At 47.8% G+C, this 19,681-nt stretch carries 20 protein-coding genes; all 20 read left to right on the top strand.

Features of this window, described 5'->3' with window-relative positions; all coding sequences use genetic code 11:
* The first annotated feature begins 65 nt into the window (after positions 1 to 65).
* The 20 genes from KTG14_RS08585 (at position 66) to murA (ending at position 19,560) form a co-directional block, all read left to right on the top strand.
* Positions 66 to 1,055 (top strand): L-threonylcarbamoyladenylate synthase, encoded by a 990-nt coding sequence (locus KTG14_RS08585; protein ID WP_216970541.1) that lies wholly within the window; start codon positions 66 to 68, stop codon positions 1,053 to 1,055.
* Between the two features lie 1,163 nt (positions 1,056 to 2,218).
* Positions 2,219 to 2,653 (top strand): low molecular weight protein arginine phosphatase, encoded by a 435-nt coding sequence (locus KTG14_RS08580; RefSeq protein ID WP_216970540.1) that lies wholly within the window; start codon positions 2,219 to 2,221, stop codon positions 2,651 to 2,653.
* Positions 2,654 to 2,851: 198 nt separating this feature from the next.
* A complete protein-coding gene (gene rpiB / locus KTG14_RS08575) occupies positions 2,852 to 3,289 on the top strand; it encodes a ribose 5-phosphate isomerase B (protein ID WP_216970539.1) in 438 nt (145 codons plus the stop codon).
* 12 nt (positions 3,290 to 3,301) lie between these two features.
* Entirely contained in the window at positions 3,302 to 3,886 is a 585-nt protein-coding gene (locus KTG14_RS08570; protein WP_216970538.1) for a TIGR01440 family protein, read from the top strand.
* Positions 3,873 to 5,108: a serine hydroxymethyltransferase gene (locus KTG14_RS08565; protein WP_216970537.1), complete on the top strand. Its 1,236-nt coding sequence runs from the start codon at positions 3,873 to 3,875 to the stop codon at positions 5,106 to 5,108. Before KTG14_RS08570 ends, KTG14_RS08565 begins: the two co-directional genes overlap by 14 nt.
* A gap of 102 nt (positions 5,109 to 5,210) precedes the next feature.
* A complete protein-coding gene (locus KTG14_RS08560; protein ID WP_216970536.1) occupies positions 5,211 to 7,385 on the top strand; it encodes a bifunctional diguanylate cyclase/phosphodiesterase in 2,175 nt (724 codons plus the stop codon).
* Between the two features lie 135 nt (positions 7,386 to 7,520).
* The gene (gene upp, locus KTG14_RS08555; protein WP_058382961.1) at positions 7,521 to 8,150 is read left to right on the top strand and encodes a uracil phosphoribosyltransferase; all 630 of its coding nucleotides are present in this window, start codon (positions 7,521 to 7,523) and stop codon (positions 8,148 to 8,150) included.
* 19 nt (positions 8,151 to 8,169) lie between these two features.
* On the top strand, positions 8,170 to 9,288 hold the full coding sequence (gene wecB, locus KTG14_RS08550) for a non-hydrolyzing UDP-N-acetylglucosamine 2-epimerase (protein ID WP_308461970.1): 1,119 nt from the start codon (positions 8,170 to 8,172) through the stop codon (positions 9,286 to 9,288).
* 620 nt (positions 9,289 to 9,908) lie between these two features.
* Positions 9,909 to 10,130: an AtpZ/AtpI family protein gene (locus KTG14_RS08545; RefSeq protein ID WP_216970535.1), complete on the top strand. Its 222-nt coding sequence runs from the start codon at positions 9,909 to 9,911 to the stop codon at positions 10,128 to 10,130.
* Positions 10,131 to 10,133: 3 nt separating this feature from the next.
* Complete coding sequence (locus KTG14_RS08540) at positions 10,134 to 10,505, top strand: ATP synthase subunit I (protein WP_216970534.1); 372 nt, start codon at positions 10,134 to 10,136, stop codon at positions 10,503 to 10,505.
* A gap of 28 nt (positions 10,506 to 10,533) precedes the next feature.
* Positions 10,534 to 11,250 carry a F0F1 ATP synthase subunit A gene (gene atpB / locus KTG14_RS08535; protein ID WP_216970533.1) on the top strand — a complete coding sequence of 239 codons (717 nt, stop codon included), beginning with the start codon at positions 10,534 to 10,536 and terminating at the stop codon, positions 11,248 to 11,250.
* 58 nt (positions 11,251 to 11,308) lie between these two features.
* Positions 11,309 to 11,521 carry a F0F1 ATP synthase subunit C gene (gene atpE / locus KTG14_RS08530; RefSeq protein WP_008433003.1) on the top strand — a complete coding sequence of 71 codons (213 nt, stop codon included), beginning with the start codon at positions 11,309 to 11,311 and terminating at the stop codon, positions 11,519 to 11,521.
* A gap of 434 nt (positions 11,522 to 11,955) precedes the next feature.
* A complete protein-coding gene (gene atpF / locus KTG14_RS08525) occupies positions 11,956 to 12,477 on the top strand; it encodes a F0F1 ATP synthase subunit B (RefSeq protein WP_216970532.1) in 522 nt (173 codons plus the stop codon).
* A complete protein-coding gene (locus KTG14_RS08520; RefSeq protein WP_216970531.1) occupies positions 12,474 to 13,004 on the top strand; it encodes a F0F1 ATP synthase subunit delta in 531 nt (176 codons plus the stop codon). Before atpF ends, KTG14_RS08520 begins: the two co-directional genes overlap by 4 nt.
* A 28-nt stretch (positions 13,005 to 13,032) precedes the next feature.
* Positions 13,033 to 14,541 carry a F0F1 ATP synthase subunit alpha gene (gene atpA, locus KTG14_RS08515; RefSeq protein WP_068464138.1) on the top strand — a complete coding sequence of 503 codons (1,509 nt, stop codon included), beginning with the start codon at positions 13,033 to 13,035 and terminating at the stop codon, positions 14,539 to 14,541.
* A 48-nt stretch (positions 14,542 to 14,589) separates the two neighbouring features.
* Positions 14,590 to 15,447 (top strand): ATP synthase F1 subunit gamma, encoded by an 858-nt coding sequence (atpG, locus tag KTG14_RS08510; RefSeq protein WP_068464136.1) that lies wholly within the window; start codon positions 14,590 to 14,592, stop codon positions 15,445 to 15,447.
* Positions 15,448 to 15,643: 196 nt separating this feature from the next.
* The gene (gene atpD, locus KTG14_RS08505; protein WP_068464133.1) at positions 15,644 to 17,059 is read left to right on the top strand and encodes a F0F1 ATP synthase subunit beta; all 1,416 of its coding nucleotides are present in this window, start codon (positions 15,644 to 15,646) and stop codon (positions 17,057 to 17,059) included.
* Positions 17,060 to 17,083: 24 nt separating this feature from the next.
* Positions 17,084 to 17,488 carry a F0F1 ATP synthase subunit epsilon gene (locus KTG14_RS08500; RefSeq protein WP_068464131.1) on the top strand — a complete coding sequence of 135 codons (405 nt, stop codon included), beginning with the start codon at positions 17,084 to 17,086 and terminating at the stop codon, positions 17,486 to 17,488.
* Between the two features lie 166 nt (positions 17,489 to 17,654).
* Positions 17,655 to 17,888, top strand: coding sequence for a DUF1146 family protein (locus KTG14_RS08495; protein WP_216970530.1), 234 nt, complete (start codon positions 17,655 to 17,657; stop codon positions 17,886 to 17,888).
* Between the two features lie 373 nt (positions 17,889 to 18,261).
* Positions 18,262 to 19,560, top strand: a complete 1,299-nt coding sequence (gene murA / locus KTG14_RS08490) for a UDP-N-acetylglucosamine 1-carboxyvinyltransferase (RefSeq protein WP_216970529.1) — start codon at positions 18,262 to 18,264, stop codon at positions 19,558 to 19,560.
* Positions 19,561 to 19,681 lie beyond the last annotated feature (121 nt).

Here is a 19,681-nt window from a genome sequence, read left to right as displayed (position 1 = left end):
TAAGGGGTGTTATCCACAAAATGTGGATATTGTCGCCAAAACCTTATTGTACTGGAGATGTTTAGGTGGAAACAAAAACAATTCTTGTGGATGAAAATGTGAACAATGATGAAAGTTATGCACAAGCTGTGGATTACATCCGTGGGGGGGAAGTTGTCGCATTTCCGACCGAAACCGTTTACGGTCTCGGCGCAGATGCGATGAACGCGACAGCTGTCGATAAAATATTCGAAGCGAAAGGCCGCCCGACCGACAATCCATTGATTGTTCACGTGGATTCCAAAGAAACCGCCTTGGAATATGTTGAAGATGTTCCGGAAAAAGCTTTGCAATGCATGGACGCTTTTTGGCCTGGGGCACTGACTTTGATCATGCAGGCGAAACCGGATACGTTTGCCTCTAATGTGACAGCAGGTCTGCCGACAGTAGGCATTCGCGTGCCAAACCATCCTGCAGCGTTGAACTTATTGAAACGCTTGAAGCGGCCGGTGGCAGCACCGAGCGCCAATACGAGCGGCAAACCGAGCCCGACTTTGGCTGAGCATGTCTATTTCGATATGAACGGCAAGATTCCGCTAATTTTGGACGGTGGGCCGACACAGGTCGGCATCGAATCGACGGTGCTCGACATGACGAGTGCACCGCCAGTTATCCTGCGTCCAGGGCAAGTAACGAAAGAACAATTGGAAGAAGTGATCGGGACTGTCCGCTTGTCTTCTGAGACAAAAGGCAATACCCCGAAATCTCCTGGCATGAAATATGCCCATTATGCTCCACAAGCTCCGCTTTATTTGATTGAGCACAATAGTAAGCTCATCGAAAAGGCGATTGACCATATCCATGGCAAGAAGAAAAAAATCGCGGTGCTGAGCCGCGAAGATTTCGAGACAGCGGATTATTGCTTCCCGCTCGCTGTGGATAAGTTATACGATAGCTTGCGCAGATGCGACCAGACGGATGCTGATTTGATCTTGGCTTGCGTATTGCCGGAAAATGAAGACACTGCCCTGATGAACCGCCTTGAAAAAGCAGCGGACCATAAATGGTTCAGCTGATTCAAGCAAATGAATTAGATGACAGTATGCAAAACCACTGGGAAATATCCCAGTGGTTTTTTGTTATTTGAAATTTAGGGAGTGGGGTGAGATTCCGCTGCAAGTGGCACGCTTAGGGCTCGCAGGATGCGAGTCATGCAGCTGATGCGACAGGACGTCGCCATTTTGAAGATGGATAGTGGAGCTGTTAGTGGAAGAGATTCCGCTGCAAGGAGCACGCTTGGGGCTCGCAGGATGCGAGTCATGCAGCTGATGCGACAGGACGTCGCGTTTTCAGCTGCCCGGGGACGGGGCGGGTGTTGAGCCAATGTGCCGCAAAGAGCGCGGCACATTTGTCTCGCCAGCCCGCGCGGTCCCTCCGGCGTCGGCCCCTTTCCGCTCCATCTCTAGGTTTAGAAAGTAAGTCAAGTGCATCTGGCGCTGGAATTAGTGTGAATAATTTTGTTCTGCTTCGTAAGCCCAAATTGAATAGCTCTGGCAACTTAACAACTATCAAGTCTAGCTAGGCGTCCCCACCAGCGCATGAAAACAACTAACAATGATAATTCTTATATGAAAAATCCAATGAAATCTAAAAGCCGAACCGCGCACACGGGCGAGCCGAAGCCATGAGACAAGCGTTCTTCTTGGCTCATTGCCGGAGGCCAGCCCCAAGCGGGAGACTAATGCTTCACGAAGAGAAGATCAATGAACAATGCATTTCACTCTCACGTCCAGCTAAGCGACGATACTAGCGGATGAATCCAATCAACAGCGATACTTCCTCGCATACAACATCCAATGAAATCTAAAGCCGAACCGCGCACAAGGGCGAGCCGAAGCCATGAGACAAGCGTTCTTCTTGGCTCATTGCGGGAGGCCAGCCCAAAGCGGGAGGCGGCTATTTCACGAAGAAAAGATCAATGAATAATCCATTTCACTCTCACGTCCAGCTAAGCGACGATACCAGCGGATGAATTCAATCAACAGCGATACTTCCTCGAACACAACATCCTCGCTATCAAGTCCAGCTCTCCACAACGACTCTATACATGATGCCCCAAACCGCATCCATACAATAGCTTGATAAAATGCGGTATAATAAATAGGTAGAAACACGCTATCTTGACAGTTCACTGAACGCGAAAGATGGTGACACAGAAGCTTGAATAAGGGGGGATTGGATGAAAATTTTATTCGTCTGCACGGGAAATACGTGCCGCAGCCCGATGGCAGAAGCGATTGTGCATACCCGTGACATCGAGGAAATGGAAGCCCGCTCGGCCGGGATCTATGCAGGACAATCGCCACTGTCAGCCAATGCACAGAAAGTATTAAGAGAGCAGTCCATTGAATTTAAGCATATTTCGAAGCCGCTGAACCTGCGTGACGTGGAATGGGCGGAGTTGATCTTGACCATGACATATTCACATAAGATGATGCTCATGCAAATTTATCCTGAAGTGGCAACTAGACTGCATACAGTAAAAGAATTTGCAGAAGGTTCTACTGGCGATGTCAGCGATCCTTACGGCGGTTCTTTGAATGAATACCGGAGAACTTATGAAGAGTTGGAGCAATTGATCGACAAAATGGCAAGTCAATTAGATGAAAAATAACGGGAAAGAGCTGTCCTAGAGCGTAAGTGCATGTGCTAGAGGACGGCTCTTTTCGATGGCCGTGTCGCGAAGATTTTAGTTGCAGAAAGCGGGTACGGGGAAGTAACATGGAACTGTTTAAAAATGTTAGAATTAAATAAAAGCGGCGGGGCTGATATGAGAACTGTCCGCTAAATGAAAACGAAAAGAGGGTTAATCATGAGAATAGCAATTTCATCGGACCACGGCGGCAATAATCTGCGCAAGGAGATTGTCAATCTATTGAACGAACTGGGAATTGAATACAAAGACTTCGGGCCACAGACGGATGATTCTGTCGACTATCCGGACTATGCACAACCGGTAGCGGAAGGTGTGGCAAACGGAGAATTCGATAAAGGCATCTTGATTTGCGGGACTGGAATTGGCATGTCGATTTCTGCCAACAAAGTAAAAGGCATTCGCTGCGCGCTCGTACATGATGTATTCAGTGCGAAAGCGACGCGTGAGCATAACGATTCAAATATCCTCGCGATGGGCGAACGTGTCATCGGGCCAGGGCTCGCGCAAGAAATTGCGAAGACATGGCTGACCACTGATTTCGAAGGCGGGCGCCACGAAAACCGCGTACAGAAAATCAGCGCACTCGAAAACTAAGGAGGAGTAAGCATGCAAAGCTTATGGCAGTTGCAGCTTGAAGAAGTTCTCTCAGAATTGGAGCAACAGATTGCATTCAAGGAAGGCCAATTGTTCGTTATCGGATGCTCGACTTCTGAAGTGGCCGGTGAGCGCATCGGCACAGGTGGAGGTCTCGATATTGCAGAAAGCTTATTCGAGCCATTGCGTGCGTTTGCAGAACGCCATGGATTGTTTCTAGCGTTTCAAGGCTGTGAGCATATCAACCGCGCGTTGACGATCGAGCGTGCAGCTGCCGAACGCTACGGCTTAGAGCCGGTATCGGTGGTGCCAGTAGCAAAAGCTGGCGGCTCGATGAGTGCTTACGCCTTCATGAATATGAGTGATCCAGTCGTCGTCGAAGAAATTGCTGCCCACGCCGGAGTGGATATCGGGCAGACGATGATCGGCATGCATTTAAAAAGAGTCGCCGTTCCGGTGCGGACTTCTGTTAAACTAATAGGGGAAGCGATCGTCTCGAGTGCGACGACACGGCCGAAACTGATCGGCGGCGTCCGTGCAAGCTATGATCGCCAGGTACTTCAATCACGGGAGGGAAAGACAGATGGAATTGATTAAGGCGCAGGATCAGGCAATATATGAAGCAATGAACGCGGAAAAAGAACGCCAAGAAGCGAATATCGAGTTGATCGCATCGGAAAACTTTGTATCCCAGGCAGTTATGGATGCACAAGGATCCGTATTGACCAATAAATACGCAGAAGGCTATCCGGGCAAACGCTATTACGGCGGTTGTGAATTTGTAGATGTAGTGGAAAATATCGCACGCGACCGCTTGAAGGAAATTTTCGGGGCAGACCATGCGAACGTCCAGCCGCATTCGGGTTCTCAGGCGAATATGGCTGTTTACACAGCGATGCTTGAGCAAGGCGATACGGTTCTTGGCATGAACTTGAACCACGGTGGACATTTGACGCACGGCAGCAAAGTCAACTTCAGCGGCATGCAATACAACTTTGTCGAATACGGCGTCGATAAAGATACGCAATTGCTCGATTATGAAGCAGTTCGCCAATCAGCTCTTGAGCACAAGCCAAAAATGATTGTTGCCGGTGCAAGTGCATATTCTCGCACATTGGATTTTGCGAAATTCCGTGAAATCGCCGATGAAGTCGGTGCATACTTGATGGTCGATATGGCTCATATTGCAGGACTTGTCGCAACCGGCGCCCATCCGAACCCAGTGCCCCATGCCCATTTTGTTACTTCCACTACCCATAAAACCTTGCGCGGCCCACGCGGCGGCTTGATTCTTTGCAAAGAAGAATTTGCGAAAAAGATCGACAAAATCATTTTCCCTGGCATCCAGGGTGGTCCGTTGATGCACGTCATCGCAGCAAAAGCTGTGGCGTTTGGTGAAGCCCAGCAGCCTGAGTTCAAAGACTATATCGAGCAGGTCGTCAAAAATGCGAATGTTTTGGCTGACAGCTTGACGGCTGAAGGCGTGGACATCGTTTCTGGCGGCACAGACAACCATCTTTTACTTCTTGACCTTCGCTCGCTTAACTTGACGGGCAAAGTCGCGGAACATGTGTTGGATGAAGTCGGCATCACGACCAATAAAAACACCATCCCGTTCGATCCAGAAAGCCCATTCGTGACGTCCGGCATTCGTCTCGGAACAGCAGCAGTCACCTCCCGCGGCTTCAAAGAAGAAGAAATGAAGGAAATCGCTTCGATCATGGCGCTTCTATTGAAAAACCCAGAAGACGAAGCTGTGAAGAAGGAAGCGGCTGACCGTACTGCGAAATTGACAGCGGCACATGCTCTGTATAAATAAGCAGCTGGTTAGTTTAGATGAATATTGAAATGAATAAAGCCGCCGCATGCATTGGCGGCTTTTTTTCACCATACATACTGAGAAAAACTGGGAGGGACGCGTATGCATCAATATGAAATCCAGGAAGACCGGAAAGTGATCATAGATTGGCTGCGCCGTCTCGGGCTTGAATTCCACACGAGCTTTCTCGTCGTGAACCCGGAAATATCCGACCATCCAATCGCCTATGCAAATGAAGCGTTTTTTGAAATGACCGGGTATAAAGAAAAGGAAGTTATCGGAGAAAACGGTAAATTCCTTCATGGAACAAAAACCGACGCCAATATCAGCCGTCAGATCCGAGAGGCAACGGCATCGGCTAAACACGGCGTTTTTGAAATCGTCAATTACCGAAAAGACGGCACGCCTTTCTGGAACGAAATTACGGTCCAGCCTTTGGCATTTCCGGAAAAATCACTGCGTTATATTCTGATGCTTCAACGGGATATTAGCGATCGCCGGCGGGCAGAAACCTTAATTGATTTGCAGAAAGAAACGTATAAAGGCATTGAAAAAGGGCATATGCTCGGAATGCTCCTGCAGAACATCTGTGAAACAGCTGAATCGTTTTTCCTCGACGATTCACGCTGTACAGTCTTAATGGTGGACGAAGCGAAGCGTTTTCAGGTGGGGGCTGCGAAATCGATGCCGAGCGAATTCACAGTTAGGATGCGCGGGTTGGAAGTATCGGCTGATGTGAGCCCTTGCGGAGCGGCATATCTGCGCCAGCAGCCGGTCATTGTGGAAGACGCAGAACAAGATGCGCTTCTATGTGGCCATCAAGACATTCTCGACCGTTTCGGAATCAAAGCGATTTGGGCCGTACCGATTTTTAACGGCCAGGAAGAAGCAATCGGCACATTCGAGATTTATTTTCCGGCAATCTATAAGCCTTCTCAAAAAGATCTGATCTTTATGGAGGAAATCGCTTCGATTGTTTCGTTAGCAGTGAAGTTCTCGCGCCAACAGGAAGAAATTTTACGCCTTGCTTATATCGATGAGGAGTCAGGGCTGCCGAATCGCCATTATTTTCGCACCGAACTGAAAGAGCTTGTGAAAGATGGCAAAGAAGGCTTTATCGCGTTCATCTCTGCAGATGAATTCATTAAAATCAGCGACCAATACGGCCACCGGGCAGGCAATGATTTATGTAGAGAGCTTGGTCGCCGTCTTGTGCTGGCAGGAGGCGCTGGCGAAAAAATGGTCGCGCGTTTTTCTGACTCGAGACTGTCGCTATACAGCGCTATTCCATTAACGCGCGCACCTGAATTTCTGGAGGATATTCTAAGCACCCTGCGGGAGCCGGTGTCGATTGGCGAGATGGATTTATTCTTAACGGTCAAAGTCGGTGTAGCGATTGTCACGCCTGCCCAACAGAACGCAGAAGAGTTGGTCCGCTGCGCTGATAGTGCGTTATCGAAGGCGAAAGAACGAGTAGGCGAGGCGGTCTGCTATTTTGAAAATGAGCAAGACGAATTGATGATGCGTGATTTGCGAGTAGCCAATGCATTGACGGTGGCGATAAAACGAAAAGAAATCAGTGTCTTCCTGCAGCCGAAAGTGGCTCTCGAAAGCCGCGATATTCTCGGATTTGAGGCGCTGGCACGTTGGAAGTCGCCGGAACTTGGGGATATTTCGCCCGCAATTTTCATTCCGGCCGCGGAGAAGAACGGCAAGATCCGCCAGCTGGAACAGCATGTCATCGAACAAGTATTGTCTTGGTTGGAAAAGCGCCAGCAGCAGGGATTGGAGCTGCGCCAAGTAGCGATTAATATTTCAGCGGAACATTTCTTCCATCATTCGTTTATTCCTCATTTAATAGATGAAACAAATAAATTTAGTATAGACCCGAAATGGATTCAGCTAGAGATCACTGAGCGCATTGGCGTCGTCGATATCGATACGGCCGGAACGGTGTTCGACCAGCTGAAAAAATCGGGCTTTGCGACATCCATCGATGATTTCGGGACAGGTTATTCATCACTCAGTTATCTCCAGAAGCTGCCTGTCGAAGAAATCAAGATTGACCGTTCCTTCGTGTCCAATATAGAGGAACGCGGCACGCGTGCCGTTATCCGGACCATCATTCAACTGGCGGATAATCTAGGGCTGCGGGCAGTCGCGGAAGGCGTCGAAACAGAAAGCGACCGAACGCGATTGCTTGAGATGGGCTGCACTATCGCCCAGGGCTTTTTATTCCACCGGCCGATGCCGATTGATGAAGCACATCTACTCTAACCGGGGCATTGGCCCTGGTTTTTTATTTTGCTTAGGGAAGTTGACTGAATAATTCTAATGCAGAGGGGAAGCTCTAAACCTTTTCATTTTCTGTTATACTGTTTAGGAAAATGTATGAAAAAGGAGAGATACACTGTGGGAAAAGTATTCGTTTTTGATCATCCGTTAATTCAGCATAAACTGACGTATATCCGCGACAAATCGACTGGAACAAAAGAATTCCGTGAATTGGTTGATGAGATTTCAACTTTGATGGCCTTTGAAATCACACGCGAGCTTCCGCTTCAGGAAATCGATGTGGAGACGCCGGTGCAAGTTGCGAAATCAAACGTCTTGGCCGGAAAAAAATTGGGTATCGTTCCGATCTTGCGTGCAGGAATTGGAATGGTCGATGGCGTCTTGAAATTGATTCCAGCGGCAAAGGTTGGCCATATTGGCTTGTACCGTGATCCGGAAACTTTGCAACCAGTAGAATATTACTTTAAAATGCCTTCAGATGTCTCTGAACGCGAATTGATCGTCGTCGATCCGATGCTTGCAACAGGCGGATCTGCGATTGAAGCGGTTAACTCATTGAAAAAGCGCGGCGCGACGAAAATCAAATTCATGTGCATCATCGCGGCTCCAGAAGGCGTGGAAGCTTTGCAAAAAGCGCATCCAGATGTCGATATCTATATCGCGGCACTCGATGAGAAGCTTAACGAAAAAGGCTATATTGTGCCTGGCCTCGGCGATGCCGGAGATCGCTTGTTCGGAACAAAATAAGAAAGTGGGTTGATCAGAAGTGACGAAAAAATGGAAAGTGATGACGATTTTCGGTACACGTCCGGAAGCGATAAAGATGGCGCCTCTTGTGTTGGAATTGCAGAAGCATCCAGAAACGATCGAACCACTCGTAACCGTGACGGCCCAGCATCGCCAAATGCTTGACCAAGTACTCGAAACATTCGGCATCACCCCCGATTTTGATTTGAACATCATGAAAGACCGTCAAACATTAAGCGATGTAACGGTAAGAGCTATGCAAGGTTTGGACGATGTAATGAAAGAAGCGAAACCGGATATTGTGCTCGTCCATGGCGATACGACAACGACATTCGCGGCAAGTTTAGCCGCTTTATACAATCAGATCTCAATTGGGCACGTAGAAGCCGGGCTTCGGACCCACAATAAGTACTCTCCTTTCCCGGAAGAGATGAACCGTCAATTGACAGGCGTCATGGCGGACATCCATTTTGCGCCGACCGAGAAGTCTGCGCAGAATCTGCGTGATGAGAATAAAAAAGAAGAAACGATCTATATTACCGGCAACACGGCAATCGATGCCTTGCAGACGACGGTGCGTGATAATTATCATCACCCGGTGCTCGATAAAATCGGCAATGACCGTATGATCTTGTTGACTGCCCATCGCCGTGAAAACCTCGGCGAACCGATGCGCAATATGTTCCGTGCGATCAAGCGCTTGACTGAAGAGCACGATGATATTCAAGTCGTCTATCCAGTCCATATGAATCCGGCTGTGCGCGAAGTGGCTGATGAAGTGCTCGGGCGCGATCCGCGGATCCATTTGATCGAGCCTCTCGAAGTGCTGGATTTCCATAACTTCGCAGCCCAGTCCTATTTCATCCTGACTGATTCAGGCGGGGTGCAGGAAGAAGCGCCGTCTCTTGGAAAGCCTGTATTGGTTTTGCGTGATACGACAGAACGCCCGGAAGGCATTGATGCCGGAACTTTGAAGCTTGCAGGCATCGATGAAGAAACGATTTACCGCCTCGGCAAGGAATTGCTGACGGATGCATCCGCGTACGAAGCGATGTCGCAAGCATCGAATCCATATGGCGACGGAAAAGCATCACAGCGAATCGTGGAAGCTTTGCACAAGTATTTCGGCGAGTTGTAAGGAGCAGGGGAGCAGAGGGCTCACAGGATGTGGGTCAGCTAAGCGTTGCGACAGGACGTCGCGCACTTAGCTTAGCTTCCGCGATCAGGCGCTCTCGCTTTTCTCGGTGTCTAGCGTCAGCGGTCTGGCTCTCGGGTCGCAAGTCAACTTCCCTGTGCGGCTGAAAAGCGCCGCGTCAGCAAATCGTCTTGTGCTTGTCGAGGGCTCACAGGATGTGGGTCAGCTAAGCGTTGCGACAGGACGTCGCGTTCTTAGCTTAGCCTCCAATTGACCGCTTCCGCTTTTCTTGGTGTCTAGCTCGAGCGCCTAGCTCCTCGGGTCATAAGCCGTTCCAGCATTGCGGCAAAGGGCGCCGCATTGCTGATCCGTCTTATGCCTGTCGGAGCTGAACAGGCGCTCTCGCTTTTCTTGTAACAAATTTGTCAATCATATGTCGGTGGGATAGCGCTTGTGAAGTTTTTCACTACATGCAATTGACATGATTTTGCCCCTATTGTATGCTTACAAAGGGTCTGCATGAGAGGGTTTTCATACATAATGGATGTGCTATTGAAAGCCGGATGCGACTGCTCTTTTATGGGCGTGAATATCAAATCATTATGAATTTCGAGGGGTTTATCATGCACCCGAAAAAAAGTCCCTTACAAGCAATGGCGATTTATTCCGTCATTCTCTCACAACTTGTCGGGTCCGTACTAATCGGAGTCTTTACAGGGATGTGGCTTGATGAGCAATTCGGAACCGCCCCGCTCTTTTTGATCATCTGCCTGTTTGTCGGCCTTAGTGCTGGGGTGTGGGCGATGCTTCAGACCGTCCGAAAATTCGAATCAGGAGACATGTGAACAATGGAAGGACTTCAAGAGATCTATAAAAGATTGAAGAGGCTGATGTATTTCATCCTCGCCGCGTTCGTTTTAGGGTGGGGAGTCACTCCTTATCCAGAAGTGTTCGCTGGCTTGATCGTTGGATCTCTGTTCGGCATTTACAATATGTGGATCCTGGTCCGGAGAATGGAAAAGTTCGACCGGGCGGTGGAAGAGGGCTCGAAGGTCCGTTCTCTCGGAACGGCATTACGATTCGCATCAGGTGTAGCCGTTGTGGCGATCGCTATTTTGTTCGCTGAGCACATACATTTGGTCAGTGCGGTAATCGGGTTGATGATCCCATATGGTCTCCTTTTAGTGGAGCGGATCGTTTATCACATGAAACACCATTAAAGAAAGTGGAAAGAGAGGTGAATTTAACGTGGATCATGGCGCTCCAATGTATCAAGATCCGATATTCGGCATCTGGTTCAACCTATCGAACGTTATGATGCTGCTTGTAGCCGCTCTTATTGTGTTCCTTATCGCATTCTTCGCTACCCGGAACTTGAAGCTGAAGCCGACTGGCATGCAGAACTTCATGGAATGGGTTATGGACTTTGTCAAAGGAATCATTAAAAGCAATATGGACTGGCGGGATGGCGGACGATTCCATGTTCTTGGAATTACGCTGATCATGTTCATCTTTGTTTCGAACATGCTCGGGCTCCCATTTGCTGTCGTCGTCAACGGAGACCTTTGGTGGAAATCACCAACAGCGGATCCAGTCGTGACAATGACATTGGCTGCAACAATCATCATCTTGAGCCATTATTATGGTATTAAGCTGAAAGGCTTGAAAGGCTATAGTTCAGATTTCCTGAAACCGATGCCGTTCTTGTTCCCGCTTAAAATCATTGAGGAATTCGCAAATACGCTGACACTCGGTCTGCGTCTTTACGGTAACATCTACGCTGGTGAGATCTTGCTTACGTTATTGGCAGGGCTTGCTTCAGCAAGTATCTTCGGATTCGTCGGTGCAATCTTGCCGATGATGGCATGGCAAGGATTCTCGATCTTTATCGGGGCTATCCAAGCGTTCATTTTCGTTATGTTGACGATGGTTTATTTATCGCATAAAGTCAGCGAAGACCATTGAGTATAAACTGCCTTCGGGCAAAACAAAAAAACAATTATCCTGAGGAGGACATTTTAAAATGGGTTTATTAGCAGCAGCAATTGCAGTAGGATTAGCAGCACTAGGTGCAGGTATCGGTAACGGACTTATCGTTTCAAAAACAGTTGAAGGTATCGCTCGCCAGCCAGAAGCACGCGGCGTTCTTCAAACAACAATGTTCATCGGTGTAGCTTTGGTCGAGGCATTGCCGATCATCGCCGTAGTTATCGCGTTCATCGTAATGAACCGTTAATTTCGAAAAGCGAAAACGGCCGTTCAGCTCCGAAAGGCTTAAGACGGACTTCCGAAGCGGCGCTTTTTGCCGCATAGGAAAGACAGCTTAAGTCCGAGGAGTTGGCCGTTGGAGTCTGGACACTAAGAAAAGCGAAAACGGCCGTTCAGCTCTGACAGGCATAAGGCGAACCAGCGAAGCGGCGTAATTTGCCGCTCAGCTGGGTTGCCTTATGTCCCGAAGAGCTAGGCACTGGAGTCTAGACATCGCGCAAAGCGAATCTAGACAAAGCAACTTATTACTAAAAAGCTAAATGGCGAGAATGCTCCGGCATGTTTTTCGCCATTTATGCTTGTATGATGCATTTTGGATTTCGACAGCACATCTAACGATTTTAAGCAGCATATATAATAGAAGAAAAAGTATTTTAGGCTCTTGAAGGGAGTGAAACAATCGTGTTTTTTGATCACCTCGTACTCGGTGCAACCGGGGAGTTTTTGAACACTGGAGACATCATCGCAACATTGGTCATCTTTTTACTCCTAATGGCCCTGTTGAAGAAATTTGCGTGGGGTCCATTGATGGGCGTTATGCAACAACGTGAAGATTTGATCGCAAGTGAGATCGAAACTGCAGAAAAAAGCCGTCAGGAATCACAGCAAATGCTTGATGAGCAGCGCAACCTTTTGAAGGATGCCCGCAACCAGGCGCAGGAAATCGTTGAAAATGCTAAGAAACAAGGCGAAGTTTCCCGTGAGGAAATCATTACGACAGCGCGTGCTGAATCTGCTCGCATGAAAGAATCCGCAGTGGCAGAAATTGCTAACGAGCGCGAAAAAGCGATCGCAGCAGTTCGTGAAGAAGTTGTGGCTCTGTCCTTGTTGGCAGCTACGAGAGTACTCGATAAGGAAATCTCTGAGGAAGACAACCGTCAGTTGATTAACGAAACGATTGCGAAGGCAGGCGAAGTGCAATGAGCCAAGTCGCTGAGCGCTACGCATCGGCATTATTCCAGGTAGCCAAAGAGCACAATGTGACTTTGGAAATCGAACAGGATCTCCGTGAAGTACGTAAAGTTTTCAAGTTGACTCCTGAACTTTACCAATTGATCGTGTCGCCGAAACTTTCATCTGAAAAGCGCACAAACCTTATCGACGAAGTGTTTCAAGGGGCTAACCATTACCTTATCAATACGCTTCAGATGTTGGGTGATCGCAGACGCATGAACGAAGTCAGTGATATGACACAGGCATATATCAAGCTTTCGAACGAAGAGCAGGGAATAGAGGATGCAACAGTTTATTCAACTCGTCCGTTGACAGAAGAAGAAACAGCATCTCTTTCCACAGCTTTCGCGAAAAGCATCGGCAAGAATTCTTTACGGATTGAAAACGTAATCGACCCATCTTTGATTGGTGGATTGCGCCTTCAAATCGGGAACCGCATCTATGACAGCAGTGTCAGCACGAAACTTGCTCGCTTGCAGCGTCAATTGATCGGCTAATTTATGAAATTATGAGAGGGTGAAATACATGAGCATCAAAGCTGAAGAAATCAGCAATCTGATTAAGCAACAGATTGAAAACTATCAATCAGAGATGAAAGTTGACGAAGTCGGTACAGTCATCACAATTGGTGACGGTATCGCTCGCGCTCATGGCCTCGACAACATCATGGCTGGAGAACTTGTAGAATTCTCAAATGGTGTAATGGGTATGGCACAAAACTTGGAAGCCAACAACGTTGGTATCATCATCCTTGGACCATTCGCAGACATCAAAGAAGGCGATGAAGTACGTCGAACTGGCCGTATTATGGAAGTACCGGTAGGACCAGAACTTATCGGACGCGTAGTCAATCCACTAGGACAACCGGTTGATGGTCTTGGACCGATTAACACAACAAAATCTCGTCCTATCGAAAGCCCTGCACAAGGCGTTATGGCACGTAAATCCGTGCACGAACCGCTTCAAACGGGTATTAAAGCAATCGATGCTCTTGTGCCAATCGGCCGTGGGCAGCGTGAATTGATCATCGGTGACCGTCAGACAGGTAAAACATCTGTTGCAATCGATACGATCTTAAACCAAGGCGACCAAGACATGATCTGTATTTACGTAGCAATCGGCCAAAAAGAGTCGACTGTCCGTAACGTAGTTGAAACGTTCCGTAAAAACGGTGCGCTTGATTACACAATCGTTGTTACAGCGTCTGCTTCACAACCAGCTCCACTTCTATACCTAGCTCCTTATGCAGGTATCACAATGGCTGAAGACTTCATGTTCGATGGCAAGCACGTCTTGATCGTCTATGATGATTTGACAAAACAAGCGTCCGCTTACCGTGAACTTTCACTCTTGCTTCGTCGTCCTCCAGGCCGTGAAGCTTATCCAGGTGACGTTTTCTACCTTCACTCACGCCTTCTTGAGCGCGCAGCGAAGTTGAACGAATCACTCGGATCGGGATCAATCACTGCATTGCCGTTTGTTGAAACGCAAGCAGGCGATATCTCTTCTTATATCCCAACAAACGTAATTTCGATTACGGATGGCCAGATCTTCCTTCAATCGGATCTTTTCTTCGCCGGTGTTCGCCCAGCGATCAACGCAGGTCTTTCTGTATCCCGTGTAGGTGGTTCAGCACAGATCAAAGCGATGAAGAAAGTAGCCGGTACCTTGCGTCTTGACTTGGCTGCTTACCGTGAATTGGAGTCATTCTCCCAGTTCGGTTCCGACCTTGACCCAGCGACAGCTGCAAAACTTGAGCGCGGGAAACGTACAGTTGAAGTTCTCAAGCAGGACTTGAACAGCCCGATTAAAGTTGAAAAACAAGTTGTTATCTTCTACGCATTGACTCGTGGATTCCTCGACGATATTCCTGTACAAGACATCACTCGTTTCGAAGCTGAATTGACTAGCTGGTTGGATATTAACCACACAAACGTTTTGGATACCATCCGCTCAACTAAAGGGTTGCCATCTGACGAAGAATTCGGTGCAGCAATCAACGAATTCAAGCACACATTCGCAAAATCAGAATAAGCTCCCTGGCAGGATAGGAAGAAAAAATAACAAGGTGGTGAAATACCAGTGGCATCTTTACGCGATATAAAAACACGAATTACGTCAACCAAGAAAACAAGCCAAATCACGAAAGCGATGCAGATGGTTTCCGCTTCTAAGTTAAATAAAGCGGAAACGAGCGCAAAAGCTTTTGTTCCTTACATGGAAAAGATCCAGGATGTGGTCGCTTCGATCGCAGCCGGTTCTAGCGACGTGTCGAATCCTATGATGATGGCGCGCCCTGTAAAGAAAACGGCATATTTGGTCATTACTTCTGACCGTGGCCTTGTTGGCGGCTATAACAGTAACATCTTGCGTACTGTCATGGCGAAAATCAACGAGCGTCATACGTCAAGCGACGAATTTGTTATTCTCAGCGTTGGGCGGAAAGGCCGTGACTTCTTTGCGAAGAAAGGCTATAACATCATCGAAAGTTCAGTCGGGCTTCCAGACCACCCAGCGTTTGCGGATATCAAGGAAATAACGCGCAAAGCTGTTGGTATGTTCGCAGAAGGTACGTATGACGAAGTGTATATGTACTATAACCATTATGTTTCTGCCATCTCCCAGGAGGTTACCGAAAAGAAAGTGCTGCCGTTGACTGACATTCAGCCAACTGGATCGACTGCTTCTTACGAGTTCGACCCATCAGCAGAAGCGATTCTGGAAGTTCTTCTTCCACAATACGCGGAAAGCTTGATCTTTGGAGCCTTGCTGGACGGCAAAGCAAGTGAGCATGCTGCTTCCATGACAGCAATGAAGAGCGCAACAGACAACGCATCAGAATTGATCGGCGATCTGACGCTTGTCTACAACCGTGCACGCCAAGCTGCGATCACTCAGGAAATCACAGAGATCGTCGGCGGAGCTGCAGCGTTAGAGTAAGAAAAGCGAAAGCGCCTGTCCAGCTCCGACAGGCATAAGACGAATTCCCGAAGCGGCGCTCTATGCCGCACAGGGAAATTGGCTTATGACCCGAGGAGCTAGGCGCAGCAGCTAGACAATAAGAAAAGCGAAGACGGCCGTATAGGCCCGATGAGCTTTAAATAGGTTCAATAAAAGTAAGACAGGAGGGAACAGCATGAACACAGGACACGTTCTTCAGGTTATGGGTCCGGTTGTAGACGTTAAGTTTTCTAACGGACAGCTTCCAGCGATCTACAACGCCCTAACCGTTACTATCGATCGTCCCAACCAGGCGCCAACTACTTTGACTCTTGAAGTAGCGTTGCACCTAGGCGACGACACAGTTCGTACCATCGCAATGGAATCCACTGACGGATTGCAGCGCGGTTCAGCAGTAACCGATTTGGGCAGAGCAATTTCTGTTCCTGTCGGAGATGTTACACTTGGCCGAGTATTTAACGTACTTGGTGAAGTAATCGACTTGGGTGAGGAAATCCCGGCAACAGAACGCCGCGACCCGATTCACCGTTCTGCTCCTACGTTTGAGCACCTTTCCACTGAAGTTGAAATTCTTGAAACTGGTATCAAAGTTGTTGACTTACTTGCCCCTTACATCAAAGGTGGTAAAATCGGCCTCTTCGGTGGTGCCGGTGTAGGGAAAACCGTTTTGATCCAGGAATTGATCAACAACATCGCACAAGAACACGGCGGTCTTTCTGTATTCGCTGGTGTTGGCGAGCGTACGCGCGAAGGAAACGACTTGTTCCACGAGATGAGCGAATCCGGCGTTATCAAGAAAACTTCAATGGTCTTCGGTCAGATGAACGAGCCGCCTGGCGCACGTATGCGTGTTGCTTTGACTGGTTTGACAATGGCTGAATACTTCCGTGATGAGCAAGGCGCAGACGTTCTTTTGTTCATCGATAACATTTTCCGCTTCACGCAAGCTGGTTCTGAAGTATCCGCCCTTCTTGGCCGTATGCCATCAGCGGTTGGTTACCAGCCAACACTTGCAACGGAAATGGGTCAATTGCAAGAGCGTATCACGACAACTAGCGCTGGTTCTGTAACATCGATCCAGGCAATCTATGTTCCAGCCGATGACTATACGGATCCGGCTCCGGCAACAACGTTTGCCCACCTTGATGCAACAACTAACCTTGAGCGTAAACTTTCTGAGATGGGTATCTACCCAGCGGTGGATCCACTTGCTTCTACTTCACGCGCATTGTCTCCTGAAATCGTTGGCACTGAACACTACGGTGTTTCACGCCAGGTTCAAGAAACTTTGCAGCGCTACAGAGAGCTTCAGGATATCATTGCCATCCTTGGTATGGACGAATTGAGCGATGAGGACAAGCTGACGGTTAACCGTGCACGCCGCGTCCAAAACTTCTTGTCTCAAAACTTCCACGTTGCTGAACAGTTCACTGGCCAAAAAGGCTCGTATGTTCCAGTTCAGGAAACGATCAAAGGCTTCCAGGAAATCCTTGCAGGCAAATACGATCATCTTCCGGAAGATGCTTTCCGCCTAGTCGGCCGCATCGAAGAAGTTATCGAAAAAGCCAAAGGCATGGGCGTACAAGTCTAAAATCAGGGACCAGGAGGGAAAAAAATGAAGACCATTACAGTCAATATTGTCACTCCCGACGGCCCAGTATACGATTCAGAAGTTTCTATGGTGATTGCAGTTACAGCAACCGGTGAGATGGGCGTTTTGCCTGGTCACATCCCGACAGTAGCTCCTCTTGGAATCGGCGCAGTCCGGTTAAAGAAAGAAAACTCGACGGAATTGGTCGCTGTAAGCGGTGGGTTCCTTGAAATCCGCCCTGAAAAAGTGACGATTCTTGCTCAATCAGCAGAAACTGCGACTGAGATCGACTTGGCACGTGCGCAGGAATCTGCAAAACGTGCTGAAGCACTTCTTCAGGCAAGAAAAGATGAGATCGACTACAAACGCGCGGAGTTGGCGTTAAGACGTGCGACGAATCGTATCAACGTTTATGAGGGTAACATTTAATAAAAGGAGACGGACAGAAGCGATTCGCTTCTGTCCGTTTTTTTATTGAATTATAGGCAGGATTTCACGAAAAACTCATGAATTTTTATGCCATATGAAATAATTTCAGCTATACTAACAGCAGGGGTTTCAACAAATAAGATATGAGACGAAAGGAGAGTATAGAGTGGAATTATATATCGGGCAGCAGGCATTGATTTCAATCATTAGCCATATCTTTTTCACCGGTGTTTCCTTTTATGCATTGCGGTCTGTAATGTTCGACAAATGGATAGCGAAGCACCACGTATTGCAGGCGCAAATCTTATACATATTTTTAAGTATTGTGCTCGGAACGGCCGTCTCCAATTTTTTCTTGGAAATTTCTGCATGGTCTAGGCAATTGCCATACCTATTTTAGCATTGCCGATTTGCCATGGTAATGTGGATGCATGCCGTTCCTATGGCAAATCGGCAATGTTTTACTATTTCCCAGGAAATATTCACTGTATAAGGGTTTAATTCTATGGAAGTGGGGAAACAATTAACTGTAATCAATTTGTAATATTTCTTTTTTCGTAACGGACATAAAAATACCTATGTTTACGAACAACATGGAGTGTATTGAGTTTTTGATAAGAAAGCTTTGTAATGCTTGTTTCTTATTAAAAAACAAGGTATCATGGATAAGGTTTTCATTTTTTACTACCATAAACTACAGAGATTATTAAATGTGAAAATATACGTGAGAGCTGTATAAATTAGGGACTATTAAACACATGGAGGGTTATGCTTTGGATCATATCATCGTTAAAGGCGGAAAGAAATTAACAGGAAAAGTACGGGTAGAAGGCGCGAAGAACGCAGTACTGCCGGTATTGGCAGGTGCGCTTCTTGCAAGTGAAGGGAAGAGCATCATCACGGAAGTGCCGAATCTAGCAGATGTCTACACTATTCAAGAAGTATTGAGAAGCTTGAATGTCGACATCGAATATTTCCCAGAGAAAAATGAGATGCACATCGATGCTTCCTCGCAACTTTCAAGTGAAGCGCAGTTCGAGTATGTTCGTAAAATGCGTGCCTCGATTTTGGTCATGGGGCCGGTTCTTGCGCGCAATGGATTTGCCCGTGTTGCTTTGCCAGGCGGCTGCGCGATTGGATCCCGTCCAATCGATCAGCATCTAAAAGGCTTTGAAGCAATGGGAGCGAATATCACGTTCGGAAATGGTTTTGTTGAAGCCAAAACGGATGGCCGTTTACGCGGCGCTAAAATGTACCTCGATTTCCCAAGTGTAGGAGCGACAGAGAACATCATGTCAGCTGCAGCGCTTGCAGATGGGGTAACGATTATCGAAAACGCAGCGAAAGAGCCGGAAATTGTTGACTTAGCGAACTATATCAACGAAATGGGCGGAAACGTCAAAGGCGCAGGTACAGACACCATGCGCATCGAAGGCGTGGAAACTCTTCACGGTTCACATCACTCGATTATTCCTGACCGTGTGGAAGCCGGTACATTCATGGTGGCAGCTGCCATCACTGAGGGCGACGTCATCATTGAAAACGCTGTTCCGGAACATATGGCTGCCTTAATTTCAAAAATGGGCGAAATGGGAGTCGATATCCAAGAAACGGATGAAGGCTTGCGCATTCGCGCGACACGCCCGCTCCGTTCGATCGACATCAAAACAATGCCACACCCAGGCTTCCCGACAGATATGCAATCGCAGATGATGTCATTGATGTTGACGGCACAAGGAAGCGGCATTTTGACTGAAACAGTTTTCGAAAACCGCTTCATGCACGTAGAAGAATTCCGTCGGATGAATGCATCCGTCAAGATTGAAGGACGTTCAGTCATCATGGAAGGCCCTTCTAAATTGCAAGGCGCACAAGTTTCAGCGACAGACCTTCGTGCAGCTGCTGCATTGATCTTGGCTGGGCTGGCTGCTGAAGGAATTACACGCGTACACGAACTTTATCATTTAGACCGCGGATATGTGGATTTCCACTTGAAGCTTGAAGCTCTAGGTGCCGACATTGAACGCGTATCAACTGAAACAAGCGAAGTAAAAGAAGAGCAAATGGTTTAATTCATCAGGACTTATACTTCATAAGATTCGAAGCCTGCCGCACAATTAAGCGGCAGGCTTTTTTCGTAGAAAAACAGTCTGAAAGTATTTTCGGAGAATTTTGTCAGCCGTTGCAGGATTA

This window comes from Planococcus sp. CP5-4_YE (assembly GCF_019042655.1).
Classification (GTDB): Bacteria; Bacillota; Bacilli; order Bacillales_A; family Planococcaceae; genus Planococcus.
Note: the sequence above shows the minus strand (reverse complement) of the source record. Positions and strands in the feature narration are given on the sequence as shown.